We start from the raw sequence: 22,304 nt of genomic DNA, 5'->3' as shown, positions 1-22,304 counted from the left end.
GTCATATGACAGCATATGATAAAGTAGAAAGAAAATCTTCCTACGGGGAGGTGAATCTAAATGACACTTACACTTACGGGTTGGATGCTCTATTCGATGTGGGTAGTTCTTGGTTTTATGGGGCTTAGCTTTTTACTAGGCTTATATAAAACACTCAAAGCTGGAAGCTTCTCCAGCACTCTGATTCTGACTTATCTGCAAGATATGCTGTTCTATGTTTTCCCATTATTTTTAATTTCCAACATGATGTCCCTTGATCCAACAGGCTTCGTATTGTTAATTTCTTATTACATCGGCGCACTTGGACTTGTTCTCAAGTATCTGGCAGATTTCAAAAAGTAAAATGTATCCGCATTCAAAGAATGCTATTATATGAGTTCATTAAAACACTAGAGCAAAAAAGGCTGCCGTCTGTAACGGTAGCCTTTTCATTTGGGAATACCTCTTCGCAAAAAAAAAACTGAGGCTCCGCCTCAAATCCTTTGACTAATGCATACATTTGGCGGATGAAGAAAGGCTAGGATTTTCTACTCTATATTAAAATTGCCGGTACTCTATGAGATGGGCTAATTTTGTGAAAACTCAGATACAGACCTAAACCTTAGCGATCAGACTTACGCGGAGCGACGGGCTGTAAGCGCCTTTTCGGCGCTTATCGGGTAAATTCTCACTTCTACATAAAATAAGCAGCTTGCACCAGGGCAAACTGCTTCAGATAAGCTTTTTAAAAACGAGGTAAATTAGATAAATTGTTGCTTGGATCGCCATCCGGATAAGATCTTAGCGTTTTTTGACCTTCCCGATTCCTGCCCGTATTCACATCTTCAATCAGTCCTGCTTCTGTCATGGCAATGGCATTCGCAATATCAACCACCCTGCCATCTTGGAATTGAACCGCACTAATGCCGCCATCTCCATAATGGACGGATTGAATAATAGCTTTATTGGGGTCTATCGTGTGTGGACCTGCACCATACTGCGTTCCATCCCGCATAAAAGTGCCATATTGGGTTGGTTGGCCATTGGCACCATAGCCTGTATATCCCCCTTGAAAGCCTACATTTCTCGCATCCGCATTGTTGATTCCCGTGTTTCGCTGGCCATATTCGGCATTCATGTTGCCTGAAGAACCTGGAACTGGCATTCCACCTTCGGATGTCTGAGTTCCATTGTTACGAGCTTGGGGAATAAATGACTGCTGCCCGCTTTGCCCAGCTTGCTGGTACATCTGCGTTGGAATCGGTTGACCATTCCATGCAAAATTCCCATTATGGATAGGTTCGACCGCATTGCTATAATTTTGAGATGGTTCAAGCTGTGTATTCGTCATACCAAACGGTTGATTCTGCATCATCGGTTGTTGCATCTGTTGCATCATCGGTTGTTGCGTCTGTTGCTGCATCGGTTGCTGCATCGGTTGCTGCATCGGTTGTTGCATCAGTTGCTGCATCGGTTGTTGTCCACGTCGGCGTCGCGCCATAGATATCAGCTCCTTTGTTAATTCTATAAAGCGGCTTCCACCTATAGCATGCGTCACCTATATGCAACTTATCCCTATTAACCCAATTAACGCCGAAGCCCCATCATATTGCCAGAAGCGTATCGCCGGAGTCCTGTGTAAAACAAATACATACCTCCCAAGCAAAGCAGGCCTGTCACGGCTATGGCACCTGATATAAAAGGAATGTCAACCTGTCGTAACAACCCAATTGGCAAGTAACTGATGAACCCTGCCGGCAACACCGTAAACAGTACGATTTTACCTAGCCCCCGAAATATGCTCGTTGGATATGTGGTGAATGTCAGAAGCCCATTATATAGCTGAAAACTCAACCCGTCTGAACTCCCTAACCAGAACGCAGGACTGTTCACAATAACCGTGAAAAATAAGAAAATCAGCGTCGATAACAGCAGCGCTAGACCAAATTTAAGAAAGCCTATCATCGATTTATCTCCAAAAGTGACATAAATTAAAAGTGCGAATAAGACGTCCCCAATTGCACTTACCGACATGCGGCTAATGAGAACATGAAGCAGAACTGGCTTTGGTTGCGTTAAATAAATATCAAGCTGTCCGGTTACGATCAGATTAGAAATGCGCATCGCATTACCGAAAAACGTAGCCATAACGCCGAAGCCGCCAGCCGCTACAGCCCAGAGCATCATCACATCCTGTAGTTCCCATCCATTCAATACAGGAAATCGGCCAAAATAAAGTCCCCAGAACACAATCCAAACCACATTATTGATAATCATCATACCGGCCGTGAGAAAGAAGCTCATCCGAAACTCCATGGCGCCAGCAAGATTAAGTTTCCAGCATTGCCAGACGAAACGAAGTAAACGCCTGAATTTACCTGGCTGTTCAAATTCACTAATGGGTGTCAATTTGCGGCTATCCACCATTAACATTGAGCTTTTTCACTCCTTTTCTATAGACCAATGAGACAATTATGCCAATGATAACAACCCATATCAGCTGTGTGCATATCATTCTTGGCAATTGAACTGCATCAAAGGTCACGGTTGTCTTGGCCGGGATGTAGACAATGGCTTGAAACGGCAGCCAACGACCTACCTGCTGCAGCACGTCGGGAAATAACTCCAGAGGCATCAGCATGCCGCCAATCGTGAATAGAAATTTGTTGTATACGAACTCCAGCCCTCGTGTCTCCTCCACCCAAAAAGAGCTTAGCGCTAAAACCATATTCAACATGAAATTAACCGTGAAACCGCACAAAGCCACAACTGGCAACCATAGTAACCCATAACCAAAATCAGGCGGACCAATAATGAGCAAACCTAACAAACCGCCAATCGCCGCGTTGACGAGAAACCGCATCGCAGCTTCGCTCATATATTCGACGTAGTGAAAGGCGACAAAGCTAACAGGACGGACGAATTTGAACACGATATCCCCGCTTTTCACTTCTTCCTCTACGCGTGTGCAGAGACTTGGACAGGCGAGGATCATCGATTCCGTTATTACGAGATACCACATGATCTGCTTGAAGCTGAAGCCTCCTATAGATTCCGTTCCTTCGCCATGAAACGTTGCCTGCCATAGTTGAAGAAAAATATAAAGAATCAACAGCAGAAACAACGAGCGGATAAGAAAATCAGCCACATAAGCAAGTTGATTGCGAAGTGTGATTTTGCCGATAAAGACATATTTAACCGATTTTCTCCAGTTGTTCATGTCCTTTCTCCTCCTTTCCGAAGCTCCCGTACATACGTGTGATGATGTCCTCCATCGGTGGATCTTCAACCGTAACGTCGATAATCCGGTGCTCAGACATGATCTGGGACAGCGCTGCTTCAATCGTTGTTTGACTCATATCGACGGAAAGAACAATTCTTACACCACTTCGTTCGAGTACTTTCACCCCGACAATTTCTAGGGAATCGGGCTCCTCTCCCAATACAAGGCGGACTGTTTTTTGTGTCAAAAACTGCTGCTTCATCACCTCGACTCGGTCATCGAAGACAATCCTGCCGTGATTGATTACAATCGCCCGGTCACATAGCCGCTCAATATCACCAGCATCATGGGACGTAAGAAACACAGTTGTTCCTTCTTCACGTTTTAACTCTAGAATAAGCTCGCGTATTCGTTGTTTAACGACAACGTCTAGTCCAATCGTAGGTTCATCAAGGAACAGCACCTGCGGGCGGTGCATCAAGGAAGCAGCGATCTCACAGCGCATCCGTTCGCCTAGCGAGAGCTTCCTGACTGCCGTATGCAAATAGGGTCCAAGTTCAAATCTCTCGATGAGATCATCACGCCGGCGTATATACTCACTGCGCCGCAGCTCGTAAATACGGCTCATTAGCTCGAAGGTATCGATGGGTGGCAGATGATACCAAAGCTGCGACTTTTGCCCGAAGACAGAGCCTATTCGATAGCTTAGCTTCGTCCGCTCCTTCCATGGACAGCAGCCTAGAACTTCAGCCTGGCCTGTTGTAGGATGAAGAATGCCTGTCAGCATCTTAATAGTCGTGGATTTCCCGGCACCATTCGGTCCGAGAAAGGCAAGTGTTTCCCCCTGATCCACGGAGAATGTTATCCCCTCTACAGCTGACTTGTCTACATACTCCGGCTTTAAAAGTGTCCTTACACTCGCCATAAAGCCTTCTTCTTTTTTCTTGAGTCGAAAGGATTTCCCCAATTGGTCCACACGGATCGATGCCATCTCTGTTCCCTCCACTTTTTATTTCGGTAAAGCAAAAAAGACCTCAGTCCGTTTCGCCTAAACAGGCGGAACTTTCCGAAGGTCTTTTATCCCTTACGGTGTAACACGTCAGGTATCCGTGTCGGCTTCGCTCGGTTCGCCACCTTTGTAGGTTCGGATCCCTAGAAGCCCTTCCGTTTATTTTCCACATATTAACACATGATGTCATGTACAGACAACACTTTTTTTGCGACTCATCCAAGCAAAAAAAAGCCTGTTGCAGATGCACAGACTTTTTACGCTAACCCTCTTTCGTTGCGCTATTGGGTTTGATGAGATTGCGAAGATTGCGAAGATTGTTGAGATTGTTGAGATTGTTGAGATTGTTGAGATTGTTGGGACTGTTGAGATTCTTGAGATTGTTGAGATTCTTGTGTCGTTTGTAATTCTTGTTTTAAACTTTCCGTCTTTTGCTGGGCTTGCTGAATTTGTCCCTGAAGATCCTGCAGCTGTTGTTCTGCTTCGGACAATGCAGCTTCAGTCGCCTGTGTATAAATATCCTGAGCAACTTGCAGCGTTTGTTCAGCAGCTTGCTCAGCTTTTTGGGCAGCTTGTTTAATTTGCTCAAAGCCTTGTTGATTTTGTTGCGGCGTTTGTTGTTGCATAGAGATACCCCCAGCTGAATTTTTCATACCCGATTAATTTTAGTAAATGTTCCTTTTTTTATTCCTAATGAATATACTCGCCTCTCATCGTCAAGGTATCAGACAGCACGGGAGTCGGAATGATAAATTCTACAATACCCATATAACCGGGTGAAACCTCGTATTTTTGGAAAGAGAGAACAAGTTGACCGTTTGAATTGATATAGAAGTTTTGATCCATCGTGATGGTTTTGAAGTATGAATTTAACTCATTAGCAACACCCTCAACCCAGTAAATCTTCTGCGGGTCCCGCTTCATCTTTTCCTTCATTTGCTCCTTAATATTTTCACTGATAACATCAATATAATCATCATTTTTAAACAAACTTGGCAAAGTAATGAGCAATTGTTTCTTCTTGTCGATTGTGTCGTATTTGAATGTTGTTGAGGAGGATCCGACTGTATTTACCACGTATCTTCCCACTGAGAGGATCTGATCATTATCAGTTTTAATGACATATCCGCTATCTACCCCTAAATGACCGCCGCCACTTTGCTTCATACTTTCCATTTCAATGATGAAATCAGTATATAACTTCTTGCCTTCTTCTAGATATTTGTTATTCAGGGTATCTTCCAAGGTTTTATTATCCAAATTCGTGATAACTGGCACTTCTAAATTAGCTTTATAGGTTCCATCGTTGAACTTATATTCTCTAAACGTTAGCACCTTAACGATGTCACCAACGAGAGGCACCTCAGACAAAGCATGGGCCAAAGTAGGACTGGTATTGATACCTGTGACAAACAAGATAGCCGCCGCCGCAACTGCAAATCCCCAATTAACATTGCTTTTTCTTCTCTTATTCTGCTTAATGGCTTGGTTTACAATAAAATCCAGTTCTTTTGGAATCGGAATATCCATATAGTGTTGTTTCATTTGTTCTAGTTTTTCATTCATTTTAGTTGACCTCCTCTAATTTATCGTCGATCATTTTAATCCGGAGTAATCGGAGGGCTTGATACAACCGTGTTTTTATCGTACTGCTGTTTTCTTGTAAAACCTCGGCGATTTCATCAATCTTCAAATCCTCGAAAAATCTTAGTAATATCACACTTCGATAGATTGTCGGCAAATCATCTAGTGCCCTTTCCAGATCAATATTAGGATAGGCATCTTCACTGCCTTGAGCATACGATTCCATCGTGATATCATCAACGACTTGAATTTTTTTATGCTTCCTCAAGAAATCCAATGAAGTATTTACTACAATCCTGTAAAACCAGCTCTTTATGGATGCGGTGTCTTTCAGAGAGCAAGCTGAGGCAAAAGACTTATGTATGGCGTCTTGAACGACATCGAGGGCATCTTCCGAATTTTTCACGTAACTATATGCTAATCGATAAACATTTTCTTTATGTTCTGTTATACATGCAATCAGCAACTTTTCTAACTTGCCATTCATCGTCATGAGGTTAAAAGACGCTCCTTTTTCTACGCGCGTAAAAGATTTGGTCTTGTATGAGCTAGGACGTGCGAGTGCGTAGAATAGTTTGGTACACTACATAATAGCACAGGGTCAGAGGCTTCGAATCGACCTTCTTCTACCAATTTCCCTTGCCCACTGCTATACTAACAGCAAGAAGAAGCTAGTGAGGTGACATTTACCTATGAACATTATTAAAGTTAAAGATCGCCTTGAATTAGAAAAAAGAATCCCTACTATGCCTTGGTATATTGAGAAATTTATCAATTATAAGCTGCCAGACCTCTCTCCATCCTCATTACTTGAGTATGTGCGTGATTACGAAATCTTTCTATCCTGGCTGCTGGCCGAAGGATTAAGTTCTGCTCCCTCTATGAACCAAGTTCCTCTGGAGGATTTGGAGAAATTACATATGGATAGCGTTGATAACTTTCGCATGTTCCTAGCTACTCGTAAAGTTCAGGCTAATGTGAAAACCACGATTAACCGTAAGCTTTCCGCTTTGCGTTCCTTATTCCATTATTTAAGCCAAATTGCAGAGGACGATAATTTCTACCCGCTTCTGAAGCGGAATGTGATGGCCAAAGTAGAGATCAAACGATCGCATAGGCCCAAGGACAGTGCCGCAAAGCTCGAGGGCAAGCTGCTCCAAGAAGAGGAAATTGTAGAATTTATTGCGTATGTACAGCATGGTTATGAGCACGATGTAGCTACCAATAAGCAAGCTCTCTACTCCTACGAGTTGAATAGAATAAGAGATACTTGCATCATTACTCTCATACTTAATTCGGGGCTTCGTGTATCGGAAGTATTCAATCTGAACGTCGATGATATTGACCTTAAGAAGAAGCTTACCTATGTATATCGTAAAGGTAAGAATGATGACACGTTCAAAACTCCCGTTTACTTCCGTAATGAAGCTATTCAAGCTCTAACGGACTATATCAACATCCGCTCAACTCGCTATAAGCCGCTTAAAAAGGAAAAAGCCCTCTTCCTTGCCATCGCAAATGGCAAAAAAGAGGGCGAACGTATGACGAAACGGGCTATCCAAGAACTCGTTATCAAGTATGCCAAGCGCTTCGGCAAGCCCTACCTATCTGTTCATAAGCTGCGGCACTCGTTCGCCACAGATTATTACTTACAGAATGACTTGTATAAAACACAAGAGCAGCTCGGCCATGCTTCCCCTGAAACAACACAAATCTATGCGCATCTCACGGATAAAACAATGTCCGAAGCGATTGATAAACGGCTGGAATCCTGAAGATTACTTCAGGATTTCTTCAATTGTAGCCAATTCTTCTGGAGAGAATGCTAGGTTTTTGAGTGCAGCTACGTTCTCTTCAATTTGAGACACACGACTTGCACCAATCAGCGCTGACGTTACTCGCTCGCCGCGGAGAACCCAAGCAAGCGACATTTGCGCCAAGCTTTGGCCACGACTGCTCGCTATCTCATTCAGTTGATTAATTTGTGCAAGTTTCTCTTCCGTAATATCTTTCGTGTTCAGGAATTGACTCTTCCCGCCCGCGCGAGAATCATTTGGCACCCCACTCACGTATTTGTTCGTCAGCAGGCCTTGTGCAAGCGGACAAAACGCGATGCTGCCTACACCAAACTCATCCAGCACGTCCTGCAGGCCATTCTCAATCCAACGATTCAGCATGCTGTAGGATGGTTGATGAATCAGCAGCGGTGTTCCCAGACCTTTCAGAATGGTTACTGCTTCTTTCGTTTGCTCTGCCGTATAATTGGATAGCCCTATGTACAACGCTTTACCTTGACGAACTATTAAATCCAGGGCAGCCATTGTCTCTTCGAATGGCGTATTCGGATCCGGTCTGTGCGAATAGAAAATATCTACATATTCCAATCCCATTCTTTTCAAACTTTGATCCAAGCTGGATACTAGATATTTCTTGGAACCCCACTCTCCATAAGGACCTTCCCACATGTGGTAACCCGCTTTGGTTGAGATGATCAGCTCATCACGATACGCGGCCAAGTCGCTTTTTAACACCTTACCAAACATTTCCTCAGCTGACCCTGGCGGCGGCCCGTAGTTATTAGCCAAATCAAAATGGGTAATCCCTAAGTCAAAAGAGCGAAGCAGCATAGTTCTTCCATTCTCATGGAGATCTAATCCACCGAAATTGTGCCACAAACCTAATGATATGGCCGGGAGCTTAAGTCCCGATTTACCTGAACGATTATATTTCATTTCTGCATAACGCGTTGAGCTTGCTTGATAGACCATTTTTGTCCTCCTCAGAGTTTTCGTAGAAAACTTACTTCGTAAGCATCCACTTATGTTTTCGTAGAAAACTTATCTCGTAAGCATCTACCAAAGTTTCACCATTAAACTGGCTTCTTAAGTACTAGTATAGGTTAACCGCGGTAACAAAAAAAGAACTAAAAAAAACGTGTCTTACTTACCTCTAGGTTAGTTATGCTTTTATTTTGCCTACAATCAGAAATAAAACTGCCGAATTCCTTCGACAGTTTTTTCGAAATTATTTACATTTGCCACAACCGCAGTTACATTTACGTTTTGATTTGTGAGCCATTTTTCCTTTTGATTTCACAGTGGACTTTGCGCTTCCGCGTAATCCACCACACCGCAGACAATCCGCAATACATTGATTTCGCCCAACTACAAATAATCGATTGCACACATTACGACAGAAACGACCACAGTTAGGAGCGAGAACATTGTTGCCCAGATAAACACCTTTAGGCATACCTAAACACCACCTTTTCAATTGGTGTTATATGGTATTCCAACCAGAGAAGTATCGATTGTACGATTACCCCTATCTTTATGCTATTTGAGCAAAGTAAGCACAAGCTCCGAGCCATTCAATTCCAGCCACTCCGTTTTGTCAAACGTGTTATGAATAATATCAACGAGCACGCCTTGAGCATCCACACCATCTAAATATCTTCCTAGAAAATGAATAAATACATCCAACCTACGAAGCTCGATCAGAAGAGGCAGCAACACAATTTCTTCCTCTCCCAAATGAATCGATTGGCCATACCCCTTATAGAAGGCAGTACAATTGCGTCGCAATTCTTCTGACGGTAGGGTGGGATCGATAAGATCTGATAAACAGACCGCTAGCTCCATCACTCGAACATCTTGAGTTACGAACTCAAAATCAAGTACGGCCGTAATTTGACCCTCGTCATTAACCAGCATATTAGACCCATTGATATCACCATGAACGAGTTGATGAGGAAGCTTTCTAAGGTCAGGAATAGCCTTATAAAAAGCAGCAAATCGTCCAAATATATAGGAGAGCTCATCGCGCTGCATCCTGAATGGTTCTGATGGATGAAGACAGAACTCTTGAATCGCATCTGGTGTGCAGCGGGGATGGATATGTTCAATTTCATAATAAGGTGGGTAGACAGGTTTAAGTTCCATGGTAATCGCAGCCAGAGCAGAAGACAGCTTTCCAACAGCTTCTCCGAACTGCAGCAGTTGATGCATACTCCCCCAAGTAGGATTACAGCCATCTGTATACGTAAATAAGGCAGCCAATTTGCCTTCGCTTGCATCTAAGCGAACAACAGTCCCCCCAGTTGGGAGCTCCACTGGCACAGGTACACGAAAGGGAAGTTTATCTTTTTCTTTGTCTAGTGCCAAAAGAACACTATGTTCGAACATAATTTTGTCCATGTCACGATGAGTTTCGTACAATCGAAGAACATAGGAAGTACCTTCCACGTCTACGAACCGAGTTGTATTATTCATACCTCCCGCGCCAACACGCATGGACCATGTTTGAGCTGGAAACCAGTAAGTTGGTAGTGAGGTTAATTGCTCCTCTTGATCTTTGACACGCATAATTGCCTTCCTCAACTCCTCTTCCTAAACCTGATTGTCACCTTCTACCGCAAATTCAAAATCCTCTACGTCATATGCTTCGACTGGAATTCCTGCTTGAACCATACGTTCAATGAAATCTAACTGGTCAGTTAACAAAGCAGCCTGTTCTTTGATCGCCGTTAGAATTAATTCGGTTTCAATCGGGTCAAAATTGTCCCCATACTCCTCATTGTCAATCGCAAAAACAACCATCAAGGTGACATGCTCATTAATTGGCAAAGGTGGGCTTTTCCGCCATGGAACAGTTAACGCTTTTTCAATTTTTTTCTTATTAAAAGATTCCTCGAAGAAAGCAATCAGCTCACCAATCATTTGCTTCACGAAACCATCGTCTTCTTCCTCTAACATGATCGGCTCAGAGCCTGTCTGAAGCTCGTATAACTCCTGAATGCTGGTATAAGGTATCACATAAGTAACAGGCTGCCCAGGCAGCATTAACTGACCATGCACCGCTAGCATAACGGCTTCGATAATAAATGTTTTGCTCATCTTGTTCTCCCCTTTCTCTCTAACCTTGTAAAAGCATTATTTCGCTAAGAAGCTGAGGAATCCTCTTTTCACAACCTTCTCAACTAAACAAAACCGTCAGTTCCTATGATCGTGGTGACCACTTCGAACTAACGGTTTCGATTTCTCTTATAGGATGCCATCGATGACCTCATGATTCTCATAAATTGGCTGATACGGCTTCTTCGAAAACCGATTGGCATAGGCCGAAGCTACATAACAATCTGGTTTAATAACAGGAACCATACCAACAGATTCCACTCTCCGCACCATTTCTTGGACGAATTTAGCAGTCCTGTTTTTATTCTCATCGTCACCAGCATCAATATGAATAAACATGTCGAAGGAAGCACCTTGATACAGATGTGGAAGAATAATGTTTTCCATATCCTGTCGCTTAGACTCATCAAAATACATGGCAATCTCTTCACTCAAAGCAGTTTCCATCGAAAGTTTTTCCTTAATCGAATGCAGGGCCCGATGAACGATGACTTGACGATAACACGCCCACGCTCCTTTTCCTAACCGCTGGATAACTACACCGGTAATGAATTTCGTATGACCTGTGTGTACCTGACAATCCGTACCAATAATAAATTTGTAGGTTGCTACGGGGTCGTGACGCATGAATTGTAGAATACGCTCGTGTACGGTATCTAGGTTAAGTCCTCTTTCCGTTGTGTTCCGAAATTCCAGTGGCTGGGTCGTCGTCAAAGGTTTCAAAGATAAGGTTCTTCCTTTCTTCTTAGAATGAGGAAGAAGCGGATGCTGAAGCTGCATCCGCCCCTATCTATAGTATATGGCAAAACTCCTATGATCGAACCATCACTTATCGTAAAACACTGCCGCCGAACAAAAATCGATTTTCCCATTGCTTCCCAGCGATCGTATCTGTGCGAACTCCGCCGGATTCGACAGAATACGTATGCAGCATATTCCCATTTCCTAAATAAAGTCCAACATGCGTGATCGGCTCTGTAAGAACGTTCACGTTATCATAATCTGATTCTCTACTCCCTTTGTAGCTGCTGAAGAACATCAGATCTCCACGTTTCAAATTTGTCCACTCCTGAATTACAGGACCTAACGATTTAACATAGTTGCCTTGTGCCTGTGAATCGCTTGGTACGGAGAATCTTAGAGCATCCCAGAACATCGTTTGAATGAAATCCGAGCAATCAAAGGTCGTGGTGTCATTGCGTACCGAACCAAACTCATAAGGTGTGCCTAAGTAAACTTGGCCAGCTGCAATAACAGCTTCAATTTCTTCAGCGAGAGGTAGATTGGGTTTGATGACAGAGAAATCCGTGCTTATGTATTTACTATTTGTGCTTACATACCCGTTAGTTCCATTGGCGTCTTGAATTTGATACCAACTGTCGTTGACTTTTGCTATAACGAGGACGTCTTCCCCTTTACTAAGCATTCGAATAATCTTGGAGCCGGGCTCGGTTGCTGGAAGTGTACGAAAGTTTACGCCATAGATGATTTCCGCATTACTAGTTATTTTTATGTATCTGCTATTCGTCGAAACATAGCCGCTTACGCCCTGCGCATCCTTGATTTTATACCAATTCGTCGTTACATAGTCTGTGACGGTAACAATTTCGTTTGTTTTCAATAAACGTATAACATTGCTTGAAGTACTAGCTTGATCTCTGAAGCTTACCCCCGAAACAATTTGAGCCTTTGTTGTTACCCCCTCTTCTGCCTGAATGGCTGCAGGGACTACAAAAGTAAGCGCTAAAACAAGCATTCCGATAACCATCGTCCATTTTCTCATCGTCTCTACCTCCATAGGTTGATATCGCTCTTGCTGCGTTTGAGTCACGTAAAACCGAACTGGCGAAATGGATTATTTGAACCTGACACCTCCTCTACATCGAAAAAAGGATGACCCGTTTGCCTCAGCTGGGTCATCCTCTTCTTGTAGATGGGTCCTATCGCATTCGGCAGCTGGCTAGCACTGTACCTTTGGCACGAGAGCCCCTAAAGCTTTGCGTCCCTAGCTTTCGCTCGGTTTGCCATTTCGTTGTGATGTTAATTTTTTCTTTCGCATCTTATTATAGTTTGAGGGGGTTCTTCACGAATATAGGCGAAAGGTTGCGATTCTTTGTCGATATCATAGTGTCTGCGTACCTATTGACGCTAAGGTTTATTTTTCCAGTTTACGGACTTCCAGTTTTCGTGTATGTGTCCAAAACACTTGTAAATTAGGATCATTTTTCAACTTCACATTGCAGAGCTTCATTTCCCCTTCCTCGAGCTCAGTCACCTGCCAAGCATCCGGCTCCATTTCCCCTATGTTGTGCAGAAAAGCAGGAAACTGCTGCTCAGCCTCTTCTAAATCCGGCCAAAATTTAACGCCATAATAGGCTAAACCGTAGTGATTGACAAGTGTGCATGTGAAAATCTGCTGCGATATTTTGTGCTGCAACACATAGGGCATTTTCATTCCTCCGATAAAAAGGCACGTTCACCACGGAGGTGAATGTGCCTTCATTTTTTATGATGACGACTTATAAATAAGCATTCTCATGCTTGGCTTTTAACATATTCCAACGACGCTCGACTTCCGTTTCGAATGATTTCAGGGAACCCTCATATTCAGGCTTCGTCATATGCTTCGTTTTCCCCATCGTCTTGAGCCAATCCGATAGTGGTATCTTCTTGCTCTTATCCTCTGGGTTATATGTGATGGATGTAACCCCGTGTTCCACTTCATAGAGCGGGAAGAAGCAGGAGTCTACCGCAGCTCCAACGATATTGGAGCCTTCCTGGTCATCCGACAGCCAGTTCAGCGGACAGGCAATGAGAATTTTTCCATATACCAATCCCTCATTTTGAGCGTACCATTGTGCTTTCGCGGCTTTCTTCACAAGATCCTGCGGATACGCTTCCGACCCCGTAAATACATACGGAATATGGGTAGCGGCCATAATTTGGGCGGTATCCTTGTGATGGAACACTTTACCACCTTGGTGCTTCCCAACGTTCGAAGTCGATGTACGATGACCCATTGGCGTCGAATAAGACAACTGCGCACCCGTATTCATGTATCCCTCGTTATCGTACTCGAGAATAATCATTTTATGATTGCGCAAAGCCGCTCCGATTGCTGGTCCCATGCCGATATCCATTCCGCCGTCACCAGTGATCATCACGAAGGTGAAATCGTCCTTCAAACCCAAATGGTCGAGCTCGCCACGTCGCTTGCGCTCCCAGAACATCTCCACAACTCCTGAGAGGGTCGCTGCGCCGTTCTGGAACAGATTATGAATATAGGTCGCTTTGTGAGCCGAATACGGATAACCCGTCGTTACAACCATCGCACAGCCTGTGTGGAAGATCGAGACAATATCGCCTTCAATCCCTTTGAAAAACAGTTCCAAGCCGGAGAAAATACCGCAACCTGGACAAGCGCCATGCCCCGGAGCAATACGCTTCGGTTTCTTCGTCAGTGCTCGCAGTGGCGGAATACGCACATTCAGCTTGCCTGAGTTCTCATCCGGCGTTACCGTGATGAGTCCCGTCTTCAAATCCTCATACTTCATCGGCGTCAACACCCGCTTCGGCGCTTTCGAAGGATCACCTGGCGTGTGGCCGTAGTAATCGAAGGGAACTTCAACCTTGCCGCTTTGTACAGCGTCAGTGGCAAATTGGAACAAACTATGCCCGTCTTCGGCATAAAAGTCCTTGCCACCTAAGCCGTAGATTCGGCTTATGACAAGCGTATCTCTGTTCCCGTGTGTGAACAGCGCCGCTTTAATTTCGTTGACCATATTGCCGCCATGGCCGCCATAGGAATCCGCGCGATCGCCAACGGTGATCGCCTTCACATGCTGCAAAGCTTCAGCGATCTGCTTTGCCGGGAATGGTCGGATGATATTCGGCGCGATCGATCCGGCCTTAATACCCTTCTCACGGAGTTGATCGACGACGTCCTTAATGATTTCGGAAGCCGAATTCATCAAGAACACGGCGACTTCCGCGTCCTCCATGCGGTATAGCTCAAGAATCGGATAATCACGGCCTGTTAACTCCGCGTATTCCTGCCGAATACGATCATAAACACCTTCGGCGTTATACATGGCCATGGACTGCTGATAGCAGTTATTTATATAATCCGGCTCATTCATATAAGGACCTACGGTAATCGGATTATTACGATCCAACGTATCCGGGAAGCCCTGTGGCTTCTCTCCGACGAAAGCATGCACATCCTCACGATGTGCGAACGTTTGTACTCTACGCTTTTGGTGGGACGTGAAATAGCCGTCTGAAGCAACCAGAACCGGCAAGCGCACTTCCGGATCCTCAGCCAGCTTTAAAGCTATGATATTCATATCATAGACCGCTTGCGGGTCCCGACACATCACAATCGGCCAACCTGTATTTAAAGCATAGTATAAATCGGAGTGATCCCCATGAATATTCAATGGTCCAGATACAGAGCGACATACCAAGTTCATTACCATGGGAAAGCGTGTCCCCGATTGTACCGGCATTTGCTCTAACATGTACAAATAACCGTTGGCGCTTGTCGCGTTAAATACGCGGCCGCCAGCAGTTGAAGCGCCATAACATATGCCAGCCGAACCATGTTCACCATCTGCTGGAATGAGCACGATATCATGTTGTCCGTTGGACTTCATAAGATCTAGAAATTGGGCAACCTCCGTAGATGGAGATATCGGAAAGTATCCCATAACATGATAATTAATTTGATGAGCCGCATATGCCGCCATCTCGTTACCTGATTCATATACAATGCGCTGTTCGACCTTGGCTTGCCCTAATTCCTTCTTGATATCAATGGACATGCGAGTAGTTCCACCCTTCTCCCATAAATACTCTCTAAGAGTTTACAGCTAGATTGAATCGATGCGGCATGCGATTTAAGTCCGCATAACCATCCTCTTCCCGCTCACTTACGAGCGCTTCGGTCGGACAAGCTTGTACACATTTAAGGCACCCTTTACAGTATTGATAGTCGATCCCCTGTAAGAACATCTGAGGCCGCCCCTTCTTGTCGGGGAGTTCATCCCAAACGAAACAGAAATCCGGACACACATTATCGCAGGAAGCACAGTGAATGCATTTATCTTCATGGAAATGCGGCATCATCCCCGCACGTGAAATGCTTAAATCTTTCAGAATGCTGTTCCCAGGATTCGTAATGACACCACCAATGGACTGCGTTTCATAGCCAAGCACTGGCGTATCGAAACGAACGAAATCGGGCATCGTCTCCCCTTCGGGAAGCGCATACGTTTGGAACTTAACTTCATTGTAACCACGGTCAAAAGTTCGTAGGGCTGGTGCTACAGCAAGCGGATATTTCTTTTCTAATGATTTACGAATAACGCCTCTCATGACATCTGGATCAAGGAAATCACACAACCGGAACAGCGCGCCAAGCATCGCCATATTCACGCGGTTCTTCTCCTCTAGCGAGATTCCAATTGCATCGATAACGGCAATGGTACCTCCCCGGAGCTTCATCTTTTCCTTCAACTCATCCGGTGTTTTTGTCGAATTTACAAGTACGGTACTATCTTCATAGATGCCACTGATAACGTTTACAGTTTTGGAAAGCGATTCGTGAAAAACACCCACAACATGCGGTCGTTCGACCGGAGAAGTATCCCGAATTCGCGTATCCATGTCACAAAACCTTATATGTGCTTTCACTGCCGATCCTTTCTTCTCTGAACCATAGGAAGAAAAGCTAACCCCGTTCAAACCCACCCCAACGACTCCCGCTTCCGCCAGCATCTTACCCGCTAGATTCGCGCCAAGCCCACCGATGGATTCCAGTCTAATCTCAAAAAACCCGAGATCGTTCAATTTAGGTAAAGTTACCATGCCAGGTCTCCTTTCAAAAATGAACTGCATAAAGAATGAATAGTATGAATAGTAAATCTACTCTCATTGTAACAAGAAATCTCTGGTAATCAACCTTTTTTTGAAGGGTCCATTCATAGTAAATAATCAATTATGAGGCCGCACCCTCCCAAATAGTAACTTTTCGGCTCTTCATTCTCGTCTTGAGCAGAATTATCTTTCTCGGCATCCTCACAATCCGCACATACGTCCACATAATCATCATCAATCGGATTAAAGACAACACCGCAAACCTGTGAGCACGCCCGCATCCTCATCTCTCCTTGTTTGACAACCAACTTAGATTGTAAACGCTTGCATCATTGTGTTCCTTTATTATACAGCGGTTTATAGGAATAACACCATAAGTCTTTATCAAATCTTTAGCATTCGAAATAGCCTTTTTCCCTTGATAAGGTCAGTTTATGTGAGATAATGTAGAAATAATAAAGATACTGTCGGACAGTGGAAAGGATGGCATTTCATTTGCTCCATTCAATCATTTCCAATGAACTACATGGTCTCTTCTACATCATGAGTGCTATATTAATCCATCTAGTTCTTACCCCTATTTTCATTTACAAAGAACATCAGCGTAGATCTCTATTTGCTCTTATTTTGATCGTACTCATCTTTTTGTACTGGAAATTTGAAGACATTGATCCCTTAATTTATTCCCTCCATTTGTTTCCGATCAGCTTGATTGCTGTGATTCTGTTTGTCGGATTTATACCAGCTTTTATTGCCTGGACCTTATTTAACATAGGCTGTATGGTCGTCCTGAATTACTATTGGCAACCCGCTCTAATAAGCAGTGCTGTTTTACTATTAGGTGGATTTCTCTTTAGAAATAGGACAAATCAACCTATACTCAAGATGAAATTCGCTTATGCAACGGGTATGCTGCTCGTGTACGTAGTATTGTATGCGCTTTTAGCGCTGAACATACGATCTCCTATAAGCTTGTATGCTGCATACACCGTAATTTTATCCTTTTTCTCTCTTTGGATGATTACATACTTACAATTTTTTGTGAAAAAGCATGAGATTCACAAACAAAGACTTGTCGCATTGGAAAAGGATCGAATGCTCGGCCAATTTGCAGCCACCATTTCTCATGAAATACGTAATCCTCTCACATCTACAAGAGGCTTTCTTCAGTTGCTGGATCAGAAAGAGCTATCCTTCAACGATCACAAACGTTATGTCGACCTTGCATTGTCAGGTGTGGATCAAGCAAATGCCCTCCTAGGTGATTACTTAAACTATGCCAAGCCGTCATCTAACTTACAGGAACAATTAGAACTCAAAGAAGAGATAGAAGCTATGCTGCGTTTCATCTCGCCATTTGCTACAGATCATCAAGTTGCTATCCATATTAGTCATGAAAATGAGGATCCCCTTTACATCCTAGGAGAATCCAAAAAGCTGCGCCAATGCTTGATGAATCTTGTTAAAAATGCGATTGAGTCCATGCCTAACGGCGGTAAGATTTCATTAAGCACCTGTAAGCTGCCTAATGCTGTTCAAATCTCTATTTCTGACACTGGCGTTGGAATGAGTAAGCAGCAATTAAATTCGCTTGGCATGCCATTCTACACGACCAAAGAACAAGGGACTGGACTTGGGCTCGTTGTGGTAATGAGTATTATCAAAATGATGAACGGGAAGATCTCCTTCTCCAGTAATTTAAACCAAGGCACCCAATGCTCCATTTTATTTCAGCAAAATTGAACACCCAGAGACCTCCATTAACATACTTGATGATCTGTGCTATTCTGTTAAGACATGCGATCATCATGACTGGTAAGGAGGTCTTTTACTATGAATTCAGATTTCATTCCGATTAAATCACTTGAGGGCGACTTGAAAATGTCGCATAAGAAGAGGGATTTCGGTCTTACTGTCTCATCCAAAGAGTTGATCCTTCACAAACCCCACATTAATTATTATTTCAAGTTGGAACATATCATTAGCATTATTCCATACGATCATTCTGCTCTCAAAGCAGTCACCTTCGTAAACTTGCGATCAGCCAATCGAGAATTCACCCATGTAGCTCCGGGTTCTGATTACTTCCGCATTTATGTCCAAGCAGCTACCGTCCATAACCGCAGCGGGCTGTTCGAAATAGGTCCAACCGATATCATTATTCCCATCCACCCGAGTATGCTCAAAGCCATATCTGAATATATGCAGCGCATCGGTATAACTATATTTTAGAGCTCCATCACAACAAAAAAGCAAGGGTGAAAAGAAATGAATCTTTTCTCACACTTGCTTTTTTAATTTTATAAGAGATTATCTTACAGCTTTTCTTTTTCGATAATAAAGGCTAGTAAGCGTTCGCAGCTATCTTCTACCATCTCGTACACCTCTTGAAAATTACCCGTGTAATAAGGGTCTGGAACATCTTTATTAGCACGATCAGGTGCAAAATCCAGCAATTTATGAATGGCAGCTCGTTTCTCACCTTCAACTAAAACAGGAGCAAACGATGCCAGATTAGTTACATTGCTCTCATCCATCGCAATGATATATGTATATTGTACAAAGTCATCAGACCTAACTTGCCTTGCTTTTAGACCCTCATGATTAATCTGATACTGATCCAATATGTCCCTAGTTCCTTGATGTGGGGGATGTCCAATGTGCCAATCACCAGTTCCGGCAGAATCAATCGCAATTACAGCATCGAGACCCGCCTTTTTTACCTGATGACGAAAAACCGCTTCAGCCATGGGAGAACGACATATATTTCCTAAGCAAACGAATAAGACCTGGATCATACTTCACCAAATATGAGCTTTTTTTCACGCATGGTGAGTGACCTTGCTGGAATATCCAGCACAATTTTACCTTCAGAAAGTCCCCAAATACGGGTGGCATATCTTTCCGCAAGTTCAACTTGGTGCAGTGTTGCAATGACGCTCATATTTCGATCTTTGCAAAGCGATTTTAAATCCTGCAAGATATATTCCGTTGATTTTGGGTCAAGTCCAGAAACAGGTTCATCGGCGACAAGTACCTTTGGTCCAAGTATTAGAGCTTTAGCAATAGCAACACGCTGCTGTTCACCGCCGCTTAGCTGGCCCACTTTCTTCTCACCCTTATCAAGCAACCCCACTTTTTCCAAATAATCCATGCTGTCCACATGCTCATCTCTCGAAGTCATGCCAGTCAAAATACGCAGAGGTGTTTGATAGACACGACCCATCATGACATTTTTGACAGCGCTTTTATTTCGATTTAAAGCAGGCTTTTCTTCAAGAAATGCGAAATCTCTACCTAATTTGAAGCGTTCGAATGGACCTGGCTTCGATATATCAATGGAGTTATAGATCAACTGACCGCTTGTCCATTTCTCTTGGTGACTGATACATCGCAATAAAGTGGTTTTCCCACTACCACTGCCCCCAATAACCGCAATGAATTCGCCTTCATCAACTTGAAAGCTCACTTGTGAAAGTACCTGATTGTCCGGAGGATATACTTTACTTAAATTACGAACTGTAAGCATGACAATGTCTCCTTCGAGTAAGTCTTCTTCCGTCTTTTCCATAGAAAGACTCATTTCATAAGCTGCCCTTTTGGGAAAAAATCGCCACTCATATCAAGCAGTACGCCTGAGCAGAGGACGATTTTCCAATTCCCAAAGGATGTTATCTTAATCGCAAGATGTCGGAGCTTCCGCTGTACCTGCTTCTACATTAATTTTATCCGATATCGTATCACGAATGACCGACATAACAAGCTGTAATAAATAGTTGATATCCTCTTGTGTTTGCTTGAATTCATTCACAATCGGAATCTCATCTAATTGATCCTGCAGCACTTCAATCTCATTCTCAATTTTCTCGATCATTTTAACATTTTGGAAAGTCTCAAAAGCAACGACTTCCTTCTGTTTCTTTTTGATTGCACCAATTAGCACTTGGATATCAGGATTCGTAGCGATTTGCTTCTCAGCCTTTTGATAAAACTGTACTTCATTCGAAGTCGTTAACAATTCAGCCAATTCCTTGGCTTTGGTTAAAATATCTTCGCGTACGATCATTTCCGTATTTGTAAACTCCTCTACTTTAAAAGCATGAGGTTCATTATCATTATGTTTATGTTCACATTGGGACACTTCTAAACACGCTCCTATCTATTTCAGCTTCAAATTAAATGGACATTTTCATGGGTTTGTGAACAATCTCACCCTTCAAAATCCAAGTTTGTGCATGCGTCACTTCCACTTCAACCATTTGGCCAACTAAAGACTTGTCGCCAGTAAAATGGATCAATTTATTCGTCCGCGTGCGACCAGCTAGTACATCAGCATTATTCTTGCTTTCGCCTTCAACAAGTACTTCAACAGTCTGCCCTAACAATCTCTCGTTGCTCGCTTTACTGTATTTATTTACTAATTCATTCAAGCGATATAGACGTTGTTTCTTTACTTCCATCGGTACATTGTCTTCCATATCGGCAGCAGGCGTACCTTCTCGCGGTGAATAAATAAATGTAAACGCGAAATCGAAGCCTACTTCCTCATAAAGAGACATGGTCTCATCGAATTGCTCATCCGTTTCACCTGGAAAACCAACGATAATATCTGTTGTCAGAACGACATCGGGCATCGTTTCTTTAATTTTACTGGCCAGCTGTAAATAATGATCTCTGGAATATTTTCTGCTCATTCTTTTCAGAACCTCGGTATTACCCGATTGAACTGGTAGATGTATATGCTCTACTAGATTACCGCGTTTACCTAACACTTCAATCAAGCGATCATCAAAATCTCTTGGATGCGAAGTCGTAAAGCGAATACGCGGCACATCAATTTTACGAATATCGTCCATCAAATCCGCGAATGAATACGCAATATCCTCAAAATCTTTACCATAGGCATTGACATTCTGTCCAAGCAGCGTAATTTCCTGAAACCCTTGACGAGCCAAGTCTCTAACCTCAGCAAGCACGTCTTGTGGCCGGCGACTTCTCTCTTTTCCGCGCGTATAAGGAACTATACAGTAGGTACAGAACTTATCACAGCCGAACATGATGTTCACCCAAGCACGGATTCCTTCACGTTTTTTTGGTAAATTCTCAACGATATCGCCTTCTTTAGACCATACCTCAACAACCATTTCCTTGTTATAGAAGGCATCCTTCAATAAGGTCGGAAGACGATGAATATTGTGCGTACCGAATATCAAATCTACAAAAGCATGCTTTTGCATAATTCGATTCACGACCGCTTCTTCCTGCGACATACAACCACAAACACCAAGAACAAGGCCAGGTTTCTGTGCTTTAAGTGCCTTCAAATGGCCAAGCTCGCCGAAGACCTTGTCTTCTGCATTCTCCCGAATTGCACAAGTGTTGAGCAGAATAACATCTGCTTGGTACTTGTCCTCTGTCGTTTGATAGCCCATTTGCTCGAGTAAACCCTTCATTACTTCTGTATCATGCTCATTCATCTGACATCCGTAAGTGCGAATCAAATAATATTTATCTTTGCCGAACTCCTGCATGTCCTCAGGAATGGTGAAGTCATAGTGTACGGCGATCTCTTCTTTTCCGCGCTTCTTTGCATCTGTCAGTGAAGGAGGCTGAAAATATTGGGAATAATCCTTATCGGATTTCACTTGGTTAGCCACTTTCTTTCCTCCTAAGAGTTTTGCTGTAGTAAACTGACGCAACTTTTATTATATCATCACAT

General features: G+C 43.3%; 24 protein-coding genes and 1 riboswitch. Of the genes, 4 read left to right on the top strand and 20 right to left on the bottom strand.

What is annotated here, in order from left to right:
• The first annotated feature begins 60 nt into the window (after positions 1–60).
• Positions 61–342: a hypothetical protein gene (locus QFZ78_RS02855; protein ID WP_307545187.1), complete on the top strand. Its 282-nt coding sequence runs from the start codon at positions 61–63 to the stop codon at positions 340–342.
• Positions 343–724: 382 nt separating this feature from the next.
• Here the strand turns inward: QFZ78_RS02855 and QFZ78_RS02850 are convergent, their stop codons facing one another.
• The 7 genes from QFZ78_RS02850 to QFZ78_RS02820 form a co-directional block, all read right to left on the bottom strand.
• Positions 725–1,480: a DUF3892 domain-containing protein gene (locus tag QFZ78_RS02850; protein WP_307545186.1), complete on the bottom strand. Its 756-nt coding sequence runs from the start codon at positions 1,478–1,480 to the stop codon at positions 725–727.
• Positions 1,481–1,566: 86 nt separating this feature from the next.
• Complete coding sequence (locus QFZ78_RS02845; RefSeq protein WP_307545185.1) at positions 1,567–2,412, bottom strand: ABC transporter permease; 846 nt, start codon at positions 2,410–2,412, stop codon at positions 1,567–1,569.
• Positions 2,396–3,199, bottom strand: coding sequence for an ABC transporter permease (locus tag QFZ78_RS02840; protein ID WP_307545184.1), 804 nt, complete (start codon positions 3,197–3,199; stop codon positions 2,396–2,398). Before QFZ78_RS02840 ends, QFZ78_RS02845 begins: the two co-directional genes overlap by 17 nt.
• Positions 3,174–4,193 carry an ABC transporter ATP-binding protein gene (locus QFZ78_RS02835; RefSeq protein WP_307545183.1) on the bottom strand — a complete coding sequence of 340 codons (1,020 nt, stop codon included), beginning with the start codon at positions 4,191–4,193 and terminating at the stop codon, positions 3,174–3,176. The genes QFZ78_RS02840 and QFZ78_RS02835 overlap by 26 nt, the downstream gene beginning before the upstream one ends.
• 299 nt (positions 4,194–4,492) lie before the next feature.
• Positions 4,493–4,837: a hypothetical protein gene (locus QFZ78_RS02830; RefSeq protein ID WP_307545182.1), complete on the bottom strand. Its 345-nt coding sequence runs from the start codon at positions 4,835–4,837 to the stop codon at positions 4,493–4,495.
• A gap of 64 nt (positions 4,838–4,901) precedes the next feature.
• Positions 4,902–5,777, bottom strand: a complete 876-nt coding sequence (rsiV, locus tag QFZ78_RS02825; RefSeq protein ID WP_307545181.1) for an anti-sigma-V factor RsiV — start codon at positions 5,775–5,777, stop codon at positions 4,902–4,904.
• 1 nt (position 5,778) lies between these two features.
• Complete coding sequence (locus QFZ78_RS02820) at positions 5,779–6,282, bottom strand: RNA polymerase sigma factor SigV (RefSeq protein ID WP_307555437.1); 504 nt, start codon at positions 6,280–6,282, stop codon at positions 5,779–5,781.
• A 205-nt stretch (positions 6,283–6,487) separates the two neighbouring features.
• Between QFZ78_RS02820 and xerS the strand changes: the two genes are divergently transcribed.
• Positions 6,488–7,570 carry a tyrosine recombinase XerS gene (gene xerS, locus QFZ78_RS02815; RefSeq protein ID WP_307545180.1) on the top strand — a complete coding sequence of 361 codons (1,083 nt, stop codon included), beginning with the start codon at positions 6,488–6,490 and terminating at the stop codon, positions 7,568–7,570.
• A gap of 3 nt (positions 7,571–7,573) precedes the next feature.
• Here xerS and mgrA read toward each other — a convergent pair whose 3' ends face one another.
• The 9 genes from mgrA to QFZ78_RS02770 form a co-directional block, all read right to left on the bottom strand.
• Positions 7,574–8,563 carry an L-glyceraldehyde 3-phosphate reductase gene (gene mgrA, locus QFZ78_RS02810; RefSeq protein ID WP_307545179.1) on the bottom strand — a complete coding sequence of 330 codons (990 nt, stop codon included), beginning with the start codon at positions 8,561–8,563 and terminating at the stop codon, positions 7,574–7,576.
• Positions 8,564–9,130: 567 nt separating this feature from the next.
• Complete coding sequence (locus tag QFZ78_RS02805; RefSeq protein WP_307545178.1) at positions 9,131–10,159, bottom strand: phosphotransferase; 1,029 nt, start codon at positions 10,157–10,159, stop codon at positions 9,131–9,133.
• Positions 10,160–10,183: 24 nt separating this feature from the next.
• Entirely contained in the window at positions 10,184–10,690 is a 507-nt protein-coding gene (locus tag QFZ78_RS02800; protein ID WP_307545177.1) for an ADP-heptose synthase, read from the bottom strand.
• 147 nt (positions 10,691–10,837) lie between these two features.
• The gene (locus QFZ78_RS02795; RefSeq protein ID WP_307545176.1) at positions 10,838–11,431 is read right to left on the bottom strand and encodes a ribonuclease H-like YkuK family protein; all 594 of its coding nucleotides are present in this window, start codon (positions 11,429–11,431) and stop codon (positions 10,838–10,840) included.
• A gap of 106 nt (positions 11,432–11,537) precedes the next feature.
• Positions 11,538–12,491 carry a C40 family peptidase gene (locus tag QFZ78_RS02790; protein WP_307545175.1) on the bottom strand — a complete coding sequence of 318 codons (954 nt, stop codon included), beginning with the start codon at positions 12,489–12,491 and terminating at the stop codon, positions 11,538–11,540.
• 165 nt (positions 12,492–12,656) lie between these two features.
• Positions 12,657–12,744: riboswitch (cyclic di-GMP riboswitch) on the bottom strand.
• 119 nt (positions 12,745–12,863) lie between these two features.
• Positions 12,864–13,157: a hypothetical protein gene (locus tag QFZ78_RS02785; protein WP_307545174.1), complete on the bottom strand. Its 294-nt coding sequence runs from the start codon at positions 13,155–13,157 to the stop codon at positions 12,864–12,866.
• A 70-nt stretch (positions 13,158–13,227) separates the two neighbouring features.
• Positions 13,228–15,531: a thiamine pyrophosphate-dependent enzyme gene (locus tag QFZ78_RS02780; RefSeq protein WP_307545173.1), complete on the bottom strand. Its 2,304-nt coding sequence runs from the start codon at positions 15,529–15,531 to the stop codon at positions 13,228–13,230.
• A gap of 34 nt (positions 15,532–15,565) precedes the next feature.
• Complete coding sequence (locus QFZ78_RS02775) at positions 15,566–16,576, bottom strand: 2-oxoacid:acceptor oxidoreductase family protein (protein ID WP_171688207.1); 1,011 nt, start codon at positions 16,574–16,576, stop codon at positions 15,566–15,568.
• A 113-nt stretch (positions 16,577–16,689) separates the two neighbouring features.
• Positions 16,690–16,866 (bottom strand): hypothetical protein, encoded by a 177-nt coding sequence (locus QFZ78_RS02770; protein WP_307545172.1) that lies wholly within the window; start codon positions 16,864–16,866, stop codon positions 16,690–16,692.
• A gap of 214 nt (positions 16,867–17,080) precedes the next feature.
• Between QFZ78_RS02770 and QFZ78_RS02765 the strand changes: the two genes are divergently transcribed.
• Complete coding sequence (locus QFZ78_RS02765) at positions 17,081–18,328, top strand: sensor histidine kinase (RefSeq protein WP_307545171.1); 1,248 nt, start codon at positions 17,081–17,083, stop codon at positions 18,326–18,328.
• A 90-nt stretch (positions 18,329–18,418) separates the two neighbouring features.
• The gene (locus QFZ78_RS02760) at positions 18,419–18,817 is read left to right on the top strand and encodes a hypothetical protein (protein ID WP_307545170.1); all 399 of its coding nucleotides are present in this window, start codon (positions 18,419–18,421) and stop codon (positions 18,815–18,817) included.
• A gap of 83 nt (positions 18,818–18,900) precedes the next feature.
• Here the strand turns inward: QFZ78_RS02760 and QFZ78_RS02755 are convergent, their stop codons facing one another.
• The 4 genes from QFZ78_RS02755 to miaB all read right to left on the bottom strand — a co-directional run bounded on the left by QFZ78_RS02755 (position 18,901) and on the right by miaB (position 22,230).
• A complete protein-coding gene (locus QFZ78_RS02755; RefSeq protein ID WP_307545169.1) occupies positions 18,901–19,383 on the bottom strand; it encodes a low molecular weight protein-tyrosine-phosphatase in 483 nt (160 codons plus the stop codon).
• On the bottom strand, positions 19,380–20,156 hold the full coding sequence (locus tag QFZ78_RS02750) for a phosphonate ABC transporter ATP-binding protein (protein WP_307545168.1): 777 nt from the start codon (positions 20,154–20,156) through the stop codon (positions 19,380–19,382). The genes QFZ78_RS02755 and QFZ78_RS02750 overlap by 4 nt, the downstream gene beginning before the upstream one ends.
• 105 nt (positions 20,157–20,261) lie before the next feature.
• The gene (locus tag QFZ78_RS02745; RefSeq protein WP_307555434.1) at positions 20,262–20,651 is read right to left on the bottom strand and encodes a YlbF/YmcA family competence regulator; all 390 of its coding nucleotides are present in this window, start codon (positions 20,649–20,651) and stop codon (positions 20,262–20,264) included.
• Between the two features lie 109 nt (positions 20,652–20,760).
• Positions 20,761–22,230, bottom strand: a complete 1,470-nt coding sequence (gene miaB / locus QFZ78_RS02740) for a tRNA (N6-isopentenyl adenosine(37)-C2)-methylthiotransferase MiaB (RefSeq protein WP_373461094.1) — start codon at positions 22,228–22,230, stop codon at positions 20,761–20,763.
• Positions 22,231–22,304 lie beyond the last annotated feature (74 nt).

The organism is Paenibacillus sp. V4I5 (genome assembly GCF_030817255.1).
Lineage (GTDB): Bacteria > Bacillota > Bacilli > Paenibacillales > NBRC-103111 > Paenibacillus_E.
The sequence above is the reverse complement of the archived record's forward strand: the minus strand, read 5'-3'. Positions and strand labels throughout refer to the sequence as shown.